Source organism: Roseovarius sp. MBR-79, assembly GCF_053628555.1.
The window spans coordinates 1-14,391 of the sequence record NZ_JBRJGP010000024.1 but is presented as its reverse complement, the minus strand read 5'-3'; the positions used below and the strand labels follow the sequence as shown (position 1 = coordinate 14,391).

Sequence of the window (14,391 nt, the reverse complement as noted above, 5' to 3'; positions counted from 1 at the left end):
AAAGCATGAGGAGAGCCCGATGAAGGACGCCACGCCGCAGCCCGTCTATCTCAAGGATTACACGCCGCCCGCGTGGCTTGTGGACGAGGTGCATCTCACCTTCCGTCTTGTGCCGGAGGCCACGCGCGTGCAGAGCCGCATCCGCTTTCGCCCCAACCCGGGGGCGGCGGAGCGCGGCTTTTTCCTCCATGGCGAGGGGCTGCGGCTGATTTCCGCGCGCATCGACGGGGCCGAGGTCGCGCCCGAGATAACGCCCGAGGGGCTGCGCGCGGACGTGCCCGACGCGCCCTTTCTCTGGGAGGCCGAGGTCGAGATCGCCCCGGCACAAAATACAGCCCTTGAAGGTCTTTACATGTCGAACCTCATGTATTGCACGCAATGCGAGGCGGAAGGGTTCCGCAAGATCACCTATTATCCTGACCGCCCCGATGTGATGGCCGTCTTTACCGTGCGCATCGAAAGCGATCTGCCTGTGATGCTGTCCAATGGCAATCCCGTGGCCTCCGGCGATGGCTGGGCCGAGTGGCACGATCCCTGGCCCAAACCCAGCTATCTCTTCGCGCTCGTGGCGGGCGATCTGGTGGCCCATCCCGACCGCTTCACCACCCGCTCGGGCCGCGAGGTGGCGCTCAACATCTGGGTGCGTCCCGGCGACGAGGACAAATGCGCCTTCGGCATGGAGGCGCTCAAGAAATCCATGCGTTGGGATGAGGACGCCTACGGGCGCGAATACGACCTCGACATCTTCAACATCGTCGCCGTGGACGACTTCAACATGGGCGCGATGGAAAACAAGGGCTTGAACATTTTCAACTCAAGTTGCGTTTTATCCACTGAAAAGACCTCTATAGATGCCAATTTCGAACGTATCGAGGCAATCATTGCCCATGAATACTTTCACAACTGGACCGGCAACCGCATCACCTGCCGCGACTGGTTCCAGCTTTGCCTCAAGGAGGGGCTGACGGTTTTTCGCGACGCTCAGTTCACCGCAGATCTGCGCTCGGCCCCCGTCAAGCGCATCCATGACGTGATCACCCTGCGCGCGCGCCAGTTCCGCGAGGATGCGGGGCCGCTCGCCCATCCGGTGCGACCCGACAGTTTCATCGAGATCAACAATTTCTACACCGCAACCGTCTATGAGAAAGGGGCCGAACTGATCGGCATGCTCAAGCGACTTGTGGGTGACGCCGCCTATGCAAGCGCGCTCGACCTATATTTCACCCGCCATGACGGACAGGCCTGCACCATCGAGGATTGGCTGAAGGTTTTCGAGGAGACCACCGGGCGCGATCTCGCGCAGTTCAAGCTTTGGTATGAAGAGGCCGGAACGCCCCGGCTACGCGTCACGGACGACTTCAACAATGGCACGTATACGCTTCATTTTGAACAGGAAACGCCGCCCACTCCCGGCCAGTCCGTCAAACGCCCCCGTGTCATTCCCATCGCCATCGGGTTGCTTGGCCCCAATGGCGACGAGATCCACGGCACCTCCGTTCTGGAAATGACCGAACCGCGTCAGAGCTTTGCTTTCGACGGTTTAGCCTCGCGTCCCATCCCTTCGATCCTGCGGGATTTTTCCGCACCGGTGATCCTTGAACGAGCTACGGACAATGCCGAACGCGCCTTTCTCTTCGCCCATGACACCGACCCGTTCAACCGCTGGGAGGCCGGGCGCGCGCTGGCGCGCGAGACCCTTCTGGCGATGATCCGCGCGGGGGCCGCGCCCGACCCGGCCTATCTCGACGCCGTGCACGCCATGGTCCGCAACGAGACGCTCGACCCGGCCTTTCGCGCCCTCGCCCTTGGCCTGCCAAGCGAGGACGACCTGGCCCAGACCCTCCACGCCGCCGGAGAGACGCCCGACCCGCAAGCCATATGGCAGGCGCGCGAGGCACTCGACGAGGTCCGCGCCAAGGCGATGGAGACGACACTCGCCGATCTCTATGCCCGCCATCAAGTCACGGCCCCCTACCGCCCCGATCCCGATCAGGTGGGTGCGCGCGCGCTGGCCAATGCAGCACTCGGCCTGCTGACGCGGCGTGACGGCGGCGCGCGGGCGCAGGCGCAATTCAACCGCGCCGACAACATGACCCAGCAACTCGCGGCGCTTGGCTGTCTTTTGCGCGCCGACGCGGGAGCGGCGGCCAGCGACGCCTTCTATCGCCAATGGTCGCATGACCGGCTGGTGATGGACAAATGGTTCGGGCTGCGCGTTCTGGAGGCGGCCCCCGACCAGGCGGCCCAAACCGCCGAGGCCCTCACCCGGCAACCCGATTTCACCCTCCGCAACCCCAACCGCTTTCGCGCCGTTCTGGGATCGCTCGCCGCGAATCCTGCCGGTTTCCACCATATTTCGGGGCGCGGCTATCGGCTCATGGCAGATATGCTCATCGCGCTGGATCCGCTCAATCCGCAGACAACCGCGCGGATGTGCGCGGCCTTCGAGACATGGCGGCGCTATGACAGCACGCGCCAGACGCTTGTCGCGGCAGAGCTTGACCGCATCCTCGCCACCCCCGGCCTCAGCCGCGACACCACCGAAATGCTGGGCCGAATTCGCGCCGCCTAATCCGTGACACGCGCCAACCTGTCAGGCCGCGCGCGCGGCCGCACCGCCGAGAGCGGCTTGCAATAGCTCTGCGCGCGCAACCAGCCCTGCATGTCGGCGCGTTTCGCGGCGCTCTTGAGCGGCCCCCAATCGGCGGCCACCCCCCCGCCGCCTGCCGCAATCACGCCGTCGCGCGGCACCGTCCGCGCCATGATGCGGATCGCACAGGACAGGTTGTCCGGCCCGTGGCGCAGCGCCTCGCCGCTTTCGGCCCGACAGCCGTAGCCGCGCGCCGTGGAGGGCAGGATCTGCAACAGGCCATACCACCGCCCGCCACCGCCGACCGCGCGCGGATCAAAGGTGCTCTCATGCTTGGCCAGCGCCGACAGAAACCCCACCCAGAAGGCACGGCGGCGGCGCTCGTCGTCCTGCGGATAGGACGGGCACCAGTCCGCCACGTCGCGCGGCACCATGCCCACAAGCGGCGCGCCATGCGCCTTGAGCGCCGAGAGTGCCGAGCGGGTGAAGAGCGCGGCATCGCGCCGATGCTCCCACCTTGTGCGCGGAATAGTGCCGGTGCGCGCCACCTCCGGCGGGCGCAGGCGCGGCTCCGGAATCGGCTCCGCCAACCCGGATGTCGGAAAAAACCACGCCATGACAAGCACTAATACCCATCTCATCGGGCAACTCTGCCGCAGCGCGCCGCGCGTGGCAATCCCCACCGCCCAATTCCCCGGCATCACCGCAGCCGCGCCCAGATTTGGCCGAAATGACACGGCAGCGTGGATCGCATGCAGACCGTCGGAGACGTCATGAATTTCGCCCCCCTTGAGCCGCAGCAGATCACCGAGCGCCGAAAGCCCCGGAAACGACGGGCACACGCTCCGTTGCTCGGACTCTTGCGGCGTCTCGGGCTTGCGCGCCCACCCGATCTCGACGATCTGAGCAAACGGATTTTGCTGCCCTCGCTGCCAATGAGCGACGAGGAACATATGCGTGATCACTGGTTCGGCATCGGGCAGCGGTGTGCCCGGCAAGAGGATTGGGAGGTTCTCGCCGAACGGATCACCGAGGCCGATCGCAACCGCCTGCAAACCCCCGGCGGCGACATGGTCTCGGGCCTCATTGCGCAAGGCGCGCGCGCCGATATCATCGCCGCCGCCGGGCACGCCATCGCGGATGGCCGTGACCCGGACGAGGCCGGCCTCGCGGCGCTCCATGCCGTCATGACCGAGCACGCCGGCTCTTATCCCATCGCGCTCATGTTGGCGCAGGTCCATGTCGATATCGGCCGCGCCTGGCGGACCAGCGGTGTGGCACAGGCAGAGGTCCGGTTCCTTGAGAATTTCGCGATCGCCGAGGCGCTGCTCGACCCGCTTGACGCCGCCGCCCTCGACGCGCCCTCGCTCGCATTTGCGCAATGCGCCCTTCTGGCCGCGCGGCCCGCACCACGACGGCGGGTGGCCGAGGATTATGGCCGGTTGATCAATCTCGATCCGGCGACGCCCGCGCATATGCGCGCCCTCGGCGCGGCCCTGTTGCCCGCGCGGTTCGGCTCGTATCAGGAGATCGAGACCGAGGCGCGGCGCACGGCGGCACGCACCGGCGCAGCCTGGGGGGAGGGCGGCTATGCCTGGGTCTGGCTGGATGCGCTCACGCTCGATCCGGGCGGGCTTGGCACCGTCGATGCGGCCTGTTTCGCCGATGGGTTGCGCGCCATCGTGCAGCGCAAGCCCGATCAGCACGTGATCAACCTTCTTGCCGCCTTTTGCGGTCTGACACTGGCCCCGCGCCGGTCCGGCACGCGGATGAGCGCGGCGCAGGAACGCGCGCGCGCCACCATCCACGGCTGTCTTGGCTGGCTCATTGCCGATCACCTGCAAGAGCTGCACCCGCTCCTGTGGTCGCAGGCCGTTCTGGAACCGGGACGCATCACGGCGCTGCCTGCGCGTCGAACCTTGCTGCAAACCGGTCGGCAGACCGCCTTGCGCACGATTGCCGCCTGCTTTGCCGAGGAGATGGCGGATGGGAAATCGCTCGCCTTTTCGTCGGCCGGCATGTATCGGCTGCCCGCCCTCTGACCCCTGCGCGCCTGACAACCGCACACATCGTTGTGAGAGGACATGACAAGCCTGTGATGCAGGGCGATGGCCTGTTGTGTCTTGCGAGGCCTGTGCCAACTCTTGATCAGGGTCACGCGGGAAGGATCATCATGAAAATCAACCTTTGGGCGATCTGCCTGATCGGGATCACCGGCCCCGGCCTCCCCGCCTCGGCCGCCGATCCCGAGCGCGGCGCACAGCTCTTCGAGGATTGTCGCGCCTGTCACACCGTGACGGATCAAAGCGGGCGAACCATCATACGCGGCGGGCGGACGGGCCCCAATCTGCATGGCGTGATCGGACGGCACGCGGGCAGTGTGCCGGGATTTCACTATTCGGTCTCGATGATCGAGGCCGGTCGTCGCGGCTTGCGCTGGAACGAGGCCGATTTTGTCGTCTATGTGCGCGATGCGACGGAATTTCTTCGGGCGTATCTGGACGATCCGACCGCCCGGGGCAAGATGGCCTACAAATTGCCCGATGCGGAAAAGGCGCGCGATGTGTGGTCCTATCTGGAACGCATTGCCACCCCCTGACCGTCGTGCCGGGCTGCGGCGGAGGAGGCGACCGGTGGCGCGGGAGCGATCACGAAGCGACCGCGACCGGCGTCCTTGGCGGCATAAAGCGCGCGATCAGCCACAGCCATGAGCGCCTCTGCCTCGTCACCGGCCCGCATCCGGCCCAGGGCACCCCCGATGCTGGCGGAAACGCGATGGCACCGCGCGCCATCGCTCACCGGTTCCTCGATCACCGAAATCAGCCGCCTCGCGACAGGATCAAGGTCGGCCTTGTCCGTCATCCCGGGCAGAAGCAGGACAAATTCATCCCCCCCCACCCGCGCGACGATGTCGTCGACGCGCACCACCGAGAGCATCCGCCGCGCCACCACGCGCAAGACCAGGTCCCCCGCCGCATGGCCTTGGGTATCGTTGACCTGCTTGAAATGGTCGAGATCGAGATGCAGGAAAGCGCAGGGTTGGTCCGTTTCCCGAAGTCGCGCAAGCGCAAGGTCGAAGGCGCGGCGATTGCGCAACCCGGTCAGCGGGTCGGTGAGCGCCTGTTCCTGTGCCGCCTGGCGCGCCCCCTCCAGTCGGTGATTGAGGCGGCGCGATTCCTCCATTGCCACACTCTTGGCCTCGAGCAGGTAGAGCATTTCCGTGGTTGGGTCGGTCGCCGCGAAATCCGCGCCCGTCAGGGCGTAATCGCGCACCGCCTCGACCACCGAAATGCCGAAGGAAAGGTTGAGGACCACGCCGCCCGCAGGGCCAAGCGATCCGTCCCCGGGCAGGCGGCACACCACGCCCTTGAGCACATGAGAGGTGCCCGTGCGTGGCCGAAGCCGGAGCCGCGCCCCCTCCAGCGCAGCCAGCCCGGCCATGGTGTCGACACTCTGCGGTCGCAGCACCTCGAACAGTTCCAGAAACCGCGCGCCGACACTCTCGCGCGGGGCCAGGACCCGGGCCAGCGTCGGCCCGGCGGCCAGCACATGCCCGGTCGGCCCGACAAGGGCGAACATCGGGCAAAGCCGCGCGAGCATCGCGTCAAGCGCCGCGACCGCGGTCATCGCACGACCGGCCCCGCGCCGAGATCAAAGGCGCGCCCGTGGGCAAAGGCGGCGTCAAGCAACCGCACCTCGATCACCTCGCGCCGGGCATCCGCGCCCCGAGAGCCGATCAGCACCAGCGCGCCATAGTCATCCGCCATCGCCCGGAGCATCCCCACGAGCACCGGACCGAGCGGAAGCCCCGCCCGCGGGCATGCCCCCACCTCGATCCGGTAAAGCCCCGGCATCTCGGGATGAAGCCGGATTTCGGGCAGGGCAAAATCCGGCATGGCGAGACGCGCGCGATCCGGCAAATCCTCCAGCGAGTGCAGGAAATCGAGAAAATCGACGCCACCGAAGCGCAAGAGCCTGCGCACCGCCTCGGTGCGCGGCTGCGAGACCAGATAGGTGCCCAGATCCTCCAGCACCTCCTCGGGCGCGCGCCCCACCCGCTCGGCCAGCGCCGCGAGCAGCCGCTCGGTCACCTCCGGCGCGCAGGGCATCAGCGGCTCGAACGCCGCCTCGCCAAGCGACAGCGCCTCCACCAGCGCCCGCCGGAGCGCCTCGCCATACGTGTCGCGCACGAACCAATCGAGCGCGCGGTTGATCAACCCGTTCATATCCCTCTCCACGCCGATGGGCACAGTATCGCAAGCGTTCTTTAACAAAACCTGAACGCGTGCCGGAAAACTTGCCCCGGCGCGCCCGCGATGCTACGCAGCGCGCATCCGTTGGGGTGCCCGCAAGGGCTGAGAGGCACGCGCCAACCCATCGAACCTGATCCGGCTCGCACCGGCGGAGGGAACGGAGCACGCCCACGCCCCCCTCCCTGCGCGCCCCTGACCGAGGACCGCCCATGTGCGCCGCCCCCGCGCTTTTGATCGACGGCACCGCCCGTATCGGCGCGGAGCGGCTGTTTGGCCCCTTGCGCCTCGAGATCGAGGGCGGGCGGATCACCTGCCTGCTCGGCCCTTCGGGCGTGGGCAAGACCACGCTGCTGCGGCTTGTGGCAGGGCTTGACGAGGTGACGCGCTTCGAGGGTTGCATATCCGCCTCTGACGGGCGGCCGCTTGCGGGGCGCATCGCGCTCATGGCACAGGGCGCGGACCTGCTGCCGTGGCGCGACGTGCTGGGAAACGTGGCGCTCGGGGCACGGCTGCGCGGGCAATCGCCCGACCTGCCCCGCGCCCGCGCGATCATTGACCGGATGGGCCTTGGCCCGCACGCCCGCAAGCGTCCCCATACCCTCTCGGGCGGACAGCGGCAGCGCGTGGCCCTTGCGCGCACATTGATGGAGGACCGCCCCATTGTCCTTCTGGACGAGCCCTTTTCGGCGCTCGACGCGGGCACGCGCGCGCAGATGCAGGACCTCGCCGCCGCGCATCTGGCAGGGCGGACCGTGTGGATGGTGACCCATGATCCCGGGGAGGCCGCGCGGATGGGCCACGCCATCCACATCCTGTCCGAGGCCGGTCTCGAGACCGTCGCGCCGCCCCCCGGCCCGGTCCCGCGTGCGGTCGACGATCCCGACACCCTCGCCGTTCAGGGGAGCCTTCTGGCGCGGCTGCGCGACCTCGGGACAGGCGCATGAACCGCGCCCTGATCCTTGCCGGCACGGTGGCGCTGGCGCTTGGCCTGTGGCAGGCGCTGGTGGTGCTGGCGTCCCTGCCGCCCTTCATCCTGCCGGGCCCCGCGCGCGTGGCCGAGACCCTCTGGAGCAGCCGCGCGCTCATCGCCGAACATGGCCTGATCACCGCCGCCGAGGTGCTCATCGGGCTGGCGCTTGGCGCGGTGCTGGGCGGGGCCTCGGCCATCGGTCTTGCCGCCTCGCCGGTCGCGCGTCGGCTCATTCGCCCGATGATGGTGTTTTCGCAGGCGATCCCGGTCTTTGCCCTCGCGCCGATCCTGACGCTCTGGCTGGGCTATGGCCTTGCCTCCAAGATCGCCATGGCGCTGCTCATCATCTATTTTCCCGTCACGTCGGCGTTCTTTGACGCGCTGATGCGCACGCCGCAGCCGCTTCTTGATCTTGGGCGCGTCATGGGGACGACCCCCGCGCGGCTCATGTGGCATATCCGCGTGCCCGCCGCCCTGCCCGGACTTGCCTCGGGGCTGCGGCTGGCGGCGGTCTATGCTCCGATCGGCGCGATCATCGGCGAATGGGTGGGTGCGTCAAAGGGCCTTGGCTATCTGATGCTGCTGGCCAACGGGCGCGCCAAGATCGACCTGATGTTCGCGGCCCTCATCGTGCTGGCGGTCTTCACGCTGCTCTTGCACCGCGCGGTCGACGCCGGGTGTCGGCGCTGGCTTGACAGCCGGTCGACCTGAGCCGCGCCCTCACCGCCCGGCGCGCGCGTCGGGATGCAGCGACTTGCCCAGGATGTGGTCGGACTTGTGCAGAACGTGCTGCGCCGTCGATACGATCAGCGGATCGGGTGCATGGGCGATCTTGCGATTCTTGCCGGGGTAGTCGATCGAATTCAGGAAATGCAGCATGCAGTTGAGCCGCGCGCGCTTCTTGTCGTCGGACTTGACCACCGTCCAGGGCGCGTCGGCGGTATCGGTGTAAAAGAACATCGCCTCCTTGGCCTCGGTGTAATCGTCCCACTTGTCGAGGCTGGCCTTGTCGATGGGGCTCAGCTTCCAGAGTTTCAACGGATCGGTCTCGCGGCTGGCAAAGCGGGTGCGCTGCTCGCCCTGCGTGACCGAGAACCAGTATTTGAAAAGCCGGATGCCCGAGCGCACCAGCATCCGCTCCAACTCGGGTGTCTCGCGCATGAACTCGAGATATTCATGCGGCTCGCAAAAGCCCATGACGCGCTCCACGCCTGCGCGGTTATACCACGAGCGGTCGTAGAGCACGATCTCGCCCGCCGTGGGCAGATGCTCGATATAGCGCTGGAAATACCATTGCCCGCGCTCCACGTCCGAGGGCTTGTTGAGCGCCACGACACGCGCGGCGCGCGGGTTGAGATGCTCGGTGAAGCGCTTGATCGTGCCGCCCTTGCCGGCCGCGTCGCGCCCCTCGAAGATCAGCACGAATTTCTGCCCCGTCTCCTGCGCCCAGAGCTGGACCTTCAGCAATTCGGCCTGAAGCCGCGCTTTCTGCGCCTCGTAACTGCGGCGGCTGAGGCGGGTCTCATAGGGATAATCACCGTTCTCGAACGCCTGCCGGAGCGAGGCCACCGCCGGCTGTGCCGATCCGGGCGCAGAGATCGCTTCAGGGGCGGTTTCGGTAAGGGCTTCGGTGTTGGCGGCGGTCTCGGTCATACACACACTCCCTGACGATCTGGATTGATAAGCCCGATCCTAACCTTTTGCAGGGCCGCCCGCCTTGATGCGTGTCAAGAAACTGTCACAAATCCGCTCGGGATCATTCCCCGAGGATCGACCCCAGATTGTTGAGGATCGCCACCATGATGAACGCCCCGGCAATCAGCAGCGCAATCAACATCGCAAATTGCACGACAAACGCCCCGGTGCCAAAGCCGAGCGCCAGCAGCGACAGCGTCCGGGGTTCGCGCCGAAAGAGGCCGATCGCGCCGAGGATCGTCGCAAGCACCGCGAGAACCGGCGCGGCATAGGCAAGGACCTCGGCCAGTCCCATCGCAGGCGTTTCCGGCGCGGGCTGCGGCTGACCGAGTATCGAACGGGTCGCGGATTTGCGGATCTCGGCCGCGAACTCGCCGATCTTTGTGGCCGTGCTTGTCTCGGCTGGCTCGAGCAGGCTCGAGACATGCAACGCGACGATGAAAACCGCCAGAATGCCGAGCAGCAGACCGGCGAAGCCCCAGACGGGGCGGGGCTCCAGAGCATGAGACGACATGGGTCTCTCCCGAAATGATGATCCGGGTGGCACGCTGCCCGATTATTGGGGTGATTTTGTGAAGATGCTGCGCCCCCCACGGGGCACGGGCGCTGCCGCCATGGCGTCGCACCCAGCCCCTTACCCGCTTTCCCCCGCCTGCCCGCCACGTTAGAAGGGCGCCAGACCAAGGCAGGAGTCGCCATGACCAGACCCGTTGTCCTGTGCATCCTCGACGGCTGGGGGCTGAGCGCGGCCACCGAGGCCAACGCGCCCTATCTGGCGGCGACCCCCACCATGGACCGGCTGATGGCCACCTGCCCCCATGCCACGCTGATCACGCACGGGCCGGATGTCGGCCTGCCCTCCGGGCAGATGGGCAACTCCGAGGTGGGACACACCAATATCGGCGCGGGGCGCGTGGTGGCGATGGATCTGGGCCAGATCGACCTTGCCATCGAGGAGGGCAGTTTCGCCCGCATGACGGCGCTGCAGGATTTCATCACGCGGCTGAAGGAGACCGGCGGGCGCGCGCATCTTCTGGGCCTTGTCTCGGATGGCGGCGTGCACGGGCACATCACCCATATCGCGGCCGCGGCGCAGGCGATCCACGCCGCAGGCGTGCCGGTGATGCTGCACGCGATCACCGACGGGCGCGACGTGGCACCCAAATCGGCGCGCACCCATCTCGAGCGGCTGGCCTGCATGCTGCCCGAGGGCGTGACCATCGCCACCGTCACGGGACGTTACTTTGCCTTCGATCGTGACAACCGCTGGGAGCGGGTGGAGGAGGCGTATCGCGCCATCGTCGCGGCTGAGGGTCATCGCACGCGCACAGCAAGCATGGCCGTCTCCAACGCCTATGCCCGCTCGGAGACCGATGAATTCATAACCGCCACGGTGATCGGCGACTATGCGGGCGTGGCCGCCGGCGACGGGCTCTTCTGCCTCAATTTCCGCGCCGACCGCGCGCGCGAGATCCTCGGTGCGCTGGCCGATCCCGCCTTCGACGGATTTGCGCGCGAGGCCATGCCCGACTGGGCGGCGCGGCTCGGCATGGTGGAATATTCCGAAACGCTCAACGCGCATTTCGCCACGGTGTTTCCGCCGCGCGTGATCGTCAACACGCTGGCCGAGTGGGTGTCGAAACAGGGCTTGCGGCAATTCCACCTCGCCGAGACCGAGAAATACCCCCATGTCACCTTTTTCCTCAATGGCGGGCGCGAAACCCCCGAACGCGGCGAGGACCGCTACATGGCCGCCTCGCCCAAGGTGGCGACCTATGATCTGCAACCCGAGATGTCGGCGGCCGAAGTGACAGACCATCTCTGCGGCGCGATTGCCGAGCGGTATGATCTCATCGTGGTGAACTACGCCAATCCCGACATGGTGGGCCATACCGGCGATCTGCGCGCGGCCATGGCCGCCTGCGAGGCGGTGGACGCAGGGCTTGGCCGGGCGGTCGCGGCGCTGGAAAAGACCGGCGGCGCGATGATCGTGACAGCGGATCACGGCAATTGCGAGACCATGATCGACCCCGAGACCGGCGGGCCGCATACCGCCCACACGACCAACCCGGTGCCGGTGATTCTTGTCGGCGGGCCCGCGGGGGCGCGGCTGCGGACAGGCGGGCGGCTGGCCGATCTCGCGCCCACGCTGCTGGCGCTGATGGGGCTGGAACAGCCGCCCGAAATGACCGGCCGGAGCCTTCTGGCATGAGGCTGCGCGCGGCCTGCCTCGCGCTTGCGCTTGTGCTTCCGGGGGTCGCCCCGGCGCAGGGCTCTGACCCCGCCACCGATGCGCGCGCCGCCGCCGAGGCGCTCAGCCTCGCCACCGAGGCGCTCGGGCGGGCCGAGGGCGCGCGCAACCGCGTCAAGGCCCTCACCGAGGTGATCCGCGCCTATGAGGACGGGCTCGAGGCGATGCGCGAGGGGCTGCGCCGCGCCGCCCTGCGCGAAGAGGTGCTGCTGGCCGAACTGCGCGCCCGCGAGGATGAAACCGCCCGGCTTCTGGGTGTGTTGCAGACCATGGGCCGCGCGCCCGTGCCGGTGCTGATGCTGCACCCCTCGGGCCCGGTGGGCACGGCACGGGCGGGCATGATCCTCTCCGAGGTGGCCCCCGCGCTCGACGCCCGCGCGCTCGATCTGCGCGAAAAGGTGCAGGATATCGCCGTCCTGCGCGCGCTTCAGCAAAGCGCCGCCGAAAACCTGGCCGAGGGGCTCGAGGGGGTGCAGGACGCGCGCACCCGGCTCAGTCAGGCGATTGCCGCGCGCGAGGACCTGCCGCGCCGTTTTACCGAGGATCCGGTGCGCACCGCGCTGCTGATTGCCTCGACCGAGACGCTGGAGGGCTTTGCCTCTGGCTTGAGCGAAATCGCCGTGGACGAGGCCCCCGGAAGCCTTCCGGGCATCGAGAGCCGCAAGGGCACACTGCCCCTGCCGGTCGAGGGCGTGATCCTGCGCCGCGCGAACGAGGCGGATGCGGCAGGCGTCACCCGCCCCGGCATCGTCCTGGCCACACGCCCGCGCGCGCTTGTCACCACCCCGGTGCCCGCGACGTTGCGCTATCGCGGCCCCTTGCTCGACTACGGAAATGTGATCATCCTGGAACCGCAGAGCGGGATTCTCATGGTGTTCGCAGGGCTTGACATCGTTTACGGTCGCATCGGCGAAGTGCTTCCCGGCGGCAGCCCCGTGGGCCTGATGGGCGGGCCCGGAGACGGCAGCGATCTGCTGGCCACCGCCACCCGCACCGAAGGGGGTGCCACGCGCAGCGAAACGCTCTATATCGAAGTGAGGCAAGACAATGAACCCGTCGATCCGCTCGCGTGGTTCCAAACCGACAAGGAAGGTTGAGAGATGAAGAAATTCCTGATGGCCACCGCCGCCGGCATCCTGACCGGCGCGGTCGTGACAACGCAGGTGGCCGCGCCGCTTCTGGCGCAGGAAAACACGCAGTCAAGCTCGGTCTACGAGCAGCTCGACCTCTTCGGGGACATCTTCGAGCGGGTGCGCGCGCAATATGTCGAGGATGTGGACACCCGCAAGCTGATCGAGGCGGCGATCAACGGGATGCTCACCTCGCTCGATCCGCATTCGAGCTATCTCTCGCCCGACGACGCCGAGAACATGCAGGTGCAGACGCGCGGCGAGTTCGGCGGCCTCGGCATCGAGGTCACGCAGGAGGATGGATTCGTCAAGGTGGTCTCGCCGATGGACGGCACCCCTGCCGATCTCGCCGGGATCGAACCTGGCGATTTCATCACCCATGTGGATGGCGAAAGCGTGCTCGGCCTCACCCTCAACGAGGCGGTGGACAGGATGCGCGGCCCCGTGGGCAGCGAGATCGTCATCACCGTGGTGCGCGAAGGCACGGCAGAACCCTTCGACGTGTCGATCATCCGCGACACGATCAAGCTGACGGCCGTGCGGGCCCGCACCGAACGCGATGCGGTGGTGCTGCGTGTCACCACCTTCAACGACCAGACCTTCAGCAATCTCGAATCGAGCCTCAACGAACAGGCCGAGGCGCTTGGCGGAATCGACAAGATCAGCGGCATCGTGCTCGACCTGCGCAACAATCCCGGCGGGCTTCTGACGCAGGCGATCAAGGTCTCGGATGCGTTCCTCGACAAGGGAGAGATCGTCTCGACCCGCGGGCGCAACGTGCAGGATGGCGAGCGGTTCAACGCCACCCCCGGCGATCTGGCGCAGGGCAAGCCCATCGTCGTGCTGATCAACGGCGGCTCTGCGTCGGCCTCGGAAATCGTCGCGGGCGCGCTTCAGGATCACAACCGGGCGATCGTGGTGGGCACCAAAAGCTTTGGCAAGGGGTCGGTGCAGACGGTCATGCCGCTTCGGGGCAATGGCGCGATGCGGCTGACGACCTCGCGCTACTACACCCCTTCGGGCCGGTCGATCCAGGCGCTTGGTGTCAGCCCCGATATCGTCGTCGAACAGCCCCGCCGCACCCCCGCGACCGAAGAGCCCGAGGCAACGAACCGCCCTTCGCGCTCGGAGGCCGATCTGCGCGGACGGCTCAGCAATGACAGCCTGAGCGAGGACGAGATCCGCCAGATCGAGGAAGAGCGCAAGCGTGCCGAAGACGTGGCCAAGCTGCGCGAGGAGGATTACCAGCTTGCCTACGCGGTCGACATCCTGCGCGGCCTCGCCGTGATGGGCGGCAACGGCCAAGAGTAAACCGGACACGACACCCCGGAAAACCCCGCCATCGCGCGGGGTTTTTTATGGGTCTGGCGGGGGGCGATTGGGCTGAAGGGGACCTCCGTCACGTAACCCCCGCGCGGAATCAAGGCGTGCTTGCACGCCGCCGCGCGAGCGCCCGACCGCCCCCCGGGCGGGCGCTTCTGCAACGTCAAACTCCCTTCAAT

13 protein-coding genes and 1 riboswitch are annotated in these 14,391 nt (G+C 67.3%); of the genes, 8 read left to right on the top strand and 5 right to left on the bottom strand.

Annotated features, from left to right (window positions below; genetic code table 11):
- Nucleotides 1–19: 19 nt before the first annotated feature.
- A complete protein-coding gene (gene pepN, locus ACSSV8_RS17540; protein ID WP_454283304.1) occupies nt 20–2,572 on the top strand; it encodes an aminopeptidase N in 2,553 nt (850 codons plus the stop codon).
- Here pepN and ACSSV8_RS17535 read toward each other — a convergent pair.
- A complete protein-coding gene (locus ACSSV8_RS17535) occupies nt 2,569–3,543 on the bottom strand; it encodes a transglycosylase SLT domain-containing protein (RefSeq protein WP_454283303.1) in 975 nt (324 codons plus the stop codon). The two genes, pepN and ACSSV8_RS17535, sit on opposite strands and share 4 nt — an antisense overlap.
- Here ACSSV8_RS17535 and ACSSV8_RS17530 point away from each other — a divergent pair, their 5' ends adjacent.
- Entirely contained in the window at nt 3,544–4,632 is a 1,089-nt protein-coding gene (locus tag ACSSV8_RS17530; protein ID WP_454283302.1) for a hypothetical protein, read from the top strand.
- A 131-nt stretch (nt 4,633–4,763) separates the two neighbouring features.
- Entirely contained in the window at nt 4,764–5,189 is a 426-nt protein-coding gene (locus ACSSV8_RS17525) for a c-type cytochrome (RefSeq protein ID WP_354539418.1), read from the top strand.
- Here the strand turns inward: ACSSV8_RS17525 and ACSSV8_RS17520 are convergent.
- Together ACSSV8_RS17520 and ACSSV8_RS17515 are read right to left on the bottom strand one after the other, a co-directional pair.
- Nucleotides 5,162–6,217 (bottom strand): diguanylate cyclase domain-containing protein, encoded by a 1,056-nt coding sequence (locus ACSSV8_RS17520; protein WP_454283301.1) that lies wholly within the window; start codon nt 6,215–6,217, stop codon nt 5,162–5,164. The two genes, ACSSV8_RS17525 and ACSSV8_RS17520, sit on opposite strands and share 28 nt — an antisense overlap.
- Nucleotides 6,214–6,816, bottom strand: a complete 603-nt coding sequence (locus tag ACSSV8_RS17515) for a heme NO-binding domain-containing protein (RefSeq protein WP_354539420.1) — start codon at nt 6,814–6,816, stop codon at nt 6,214–6,216. Before ACSSV8_RS17515 ends, ACSSV8_RS17520 begins: the two co-directional genes overlap by 4 nt.
- Before the next feature lie 102 nt (nt 6,817–6,918).
- Nucleotides 6,919–7,017: riboswitch (TPP riboswitch) on the top strand.
- Nucleotides 7,018–7,052: 35 nt separating this feature from the next.
- On the opposite strand from ACSSV8_RS17515, the gene ACSSV8_RS17510 reads away from it, so the two are divergent.
- Together ACSSV8_RS17510 and ACSSV8_RS17505 are read left to right on the top strand one after the other, a co-directional pair.
- Complete coding sequence (locus ACSSV8_RS17510; protein WP_454283300.1) at nt 7,053–7,787, top strand: ABC transporter ATP-binding protein; 735 nt, start codon at nt 7,053–7,055, stop codon at nt 7,785–7,787.
- A complete protein-coding gene (locus ACSSV8_RS17505) occupies nt 7,784–8,524 on the top strand; it encodes an ABC transporter permease (RefSeq protein WP_354539422.1) in 741 nt (246 codons plus the stop codon). The genes ACSSV8_RS17510 and ACSSV8_RS17505 overlap by 4 nt, the downstream gene beginning before the upstream one ends.
- A 9-nt stretch (nt 8,525–8,533) precedes the next feature.
- Here ACSSV8_RS17505 and ppk2 read toward each other — a convergent pair whose 3' ends face one another.
- Nucleotides 8,534–9,466 (bottom strand): polyphosphate kinase 2, encoded by a 933-nt coding sequence (gene ppk2 / locus ACSSV8_RS17500; RefSeq protein ID WP_354539423.1) that lies wholly within the window; start codon nt 9,464–9,466, stop codon nt 8,534–8,536.
- Between the two features lie 103 nt (nt 9,467–9,569).
- Nucleotides 9,570–10,022: a hypothetical protein gene (locus ACSSV8_RS17495; RefSeq protein WP_454283299.1), complete on the bottom strand. Its 453-nt coding sequence runs from the start codon at nt 10,020–10,022 to the stop codon at nt 9,570–9,572.
- Between the two features lie 183 nt (nt 10,023–10,205).
- Here ACSSV8_RS17495 and gpmI point away from each other — a divergent pair, with 183 nt between their 5' ends.
- From gpmI to ACSSV8_RS17480, 3 genes are read left to right on the top strand one after another with little or no spacing between them, the layout of a single operon-like run.
- Entirely contained in the window at nt 10,206–11,720 is a 1,515-nt protein-coding gene (gene gpmI, locus ACSSV8_RS17490; RefSeq protein WP_354539425.1) for a 2,3-bisphosphoglycerate-independent phosphoglycerate mutase, read from the top strand.
- The gene (locus tag ACSSV8_RS17485) at nt 11,717–12,856 is read left to right on the top strand and encodes a murein hydrolase activator EnvC family protein (RefSeq protein ID WP_454283298.1); all 1,140 of its coding nucleotides are present in this window, start codon (nt 11,717–11,719) and stop codon (nt 12,854–12,856) included. The genes gpmI and ACSSV8_RS17485 overlap by 4 nt, the downstream gene beginning before the upstream one ends.
- A gap of 3 nt (nt 12,857–12,859) precedes the next feature.
- Nucleotides 12,860–14,200, top strand: coding sequence for a S41 family peptidase (locus tag ACSSV8_RS17480; protein ID WP_354539427.1), 1,341 nt, complete (start codon nt 12,860–12,862; stop codon nt 14,198–14,200).
- The last annotated feature ends 191 nt before the right edge of the window (nt 14,201–14,391 follow it).

Excerpts from the sequence above, each read along its gene's own strand:
- pepN (WP_454283304.1), top strand. The coding sequence starts at position 20 with ATGAAGGACGCCACGCCGCAGCCCGTCTATCTCAAGGATTACACGCCG.
- ACSSV8_RS17535 (WP_454283303.1), bottom strand. The coding sequence starts at position 3,543 with ATGTTCCTCGTCGCTCATTGGCAGCGAGGGCAGCAAAATCCGTTTGCT.
- ACSSV8_RS17530 (WP_454283302.1), top strand. The coding sequence starts at position 3,544 with ATGCGTGATCACTGGTTCGGCATCGGGCAGCGGTGTGCCCGGCAAGAG.
- ACSSV8_RS17525 (WP_354539418.1), top strand. The coding sequence starts at position 4,764 with ATGAAAATCAACCTTTGGGCGATCTGCCTGATCGGGATCACCGGCCCC.
- ACSSV8_RS17520 (WP_454283301.1), bottom strand. The coding sequence starts at position 6,217 with ATGACCGCGGTCGCGGCGCTTGACGCGATGCTCGCGCGGCTTTGCCCG.
- ACSSV8_RS17515 (WP_354539420.1), bottom strand. The coding sequence starts at position 6,816 with ATGAACGGGTTGATCAACCGCGCGCTCGATTGGTTCGTGCGCGACACG.
- ACSSV8_RS17510 (WP_454283300.1), top strand. The coding sequence starts at position 7,053 with ATGTGCGCCGCCCCCGCGCTTTTGATCGACGGCACCGCCCGTATCGGC.
- ACSSV8_RS17505 (WP_354539422.1), top strand. The coding sequence starts at position 7,784 with ATGAACCGCGCCCTGATCCTTGCCGGCACGGTGGCGCTGGCGCTTGGC.
- ppk2 (WP_354539423.1), bottom strand. The coding sequence starts at position 9,466 with ATGACCGAGACCGCCGCCAACACCGAAGCCCTTACCGAAACCGCCCCT.
- ACSSV8_RS17495 (WP_454283299.1), bottom strand. The coding sequence starts at position 10,022 with ATGTCGTCTCATGCTCTGGAGCCCCGCCCCGTCTGGGGCTTCGCCGGT.
- gpmI (WP_354539425.1), top strand. The coding sequence starts at position 10,206 with ATGACCAGACCCGTTGTCCTGTGCATCCTCGACGGCTGGGGGCTGAGC.
- ACSSV8_RS17485 (WP_454283298.1), top strand. The coding sequence starts at position 11,717 with ATGAGGCTGCGCGCGGCCTGCCTCGCGCTTGCGCTTGTGCTTCCGGGG.
- ACSSV8_RS17480 (WP_354539427.1), top strand. The coding sequence starts at position 12,860 with ATGAAGAAATTCCTGATGGCCACCGCCGCCGGCATCCTGACCGGCGCG.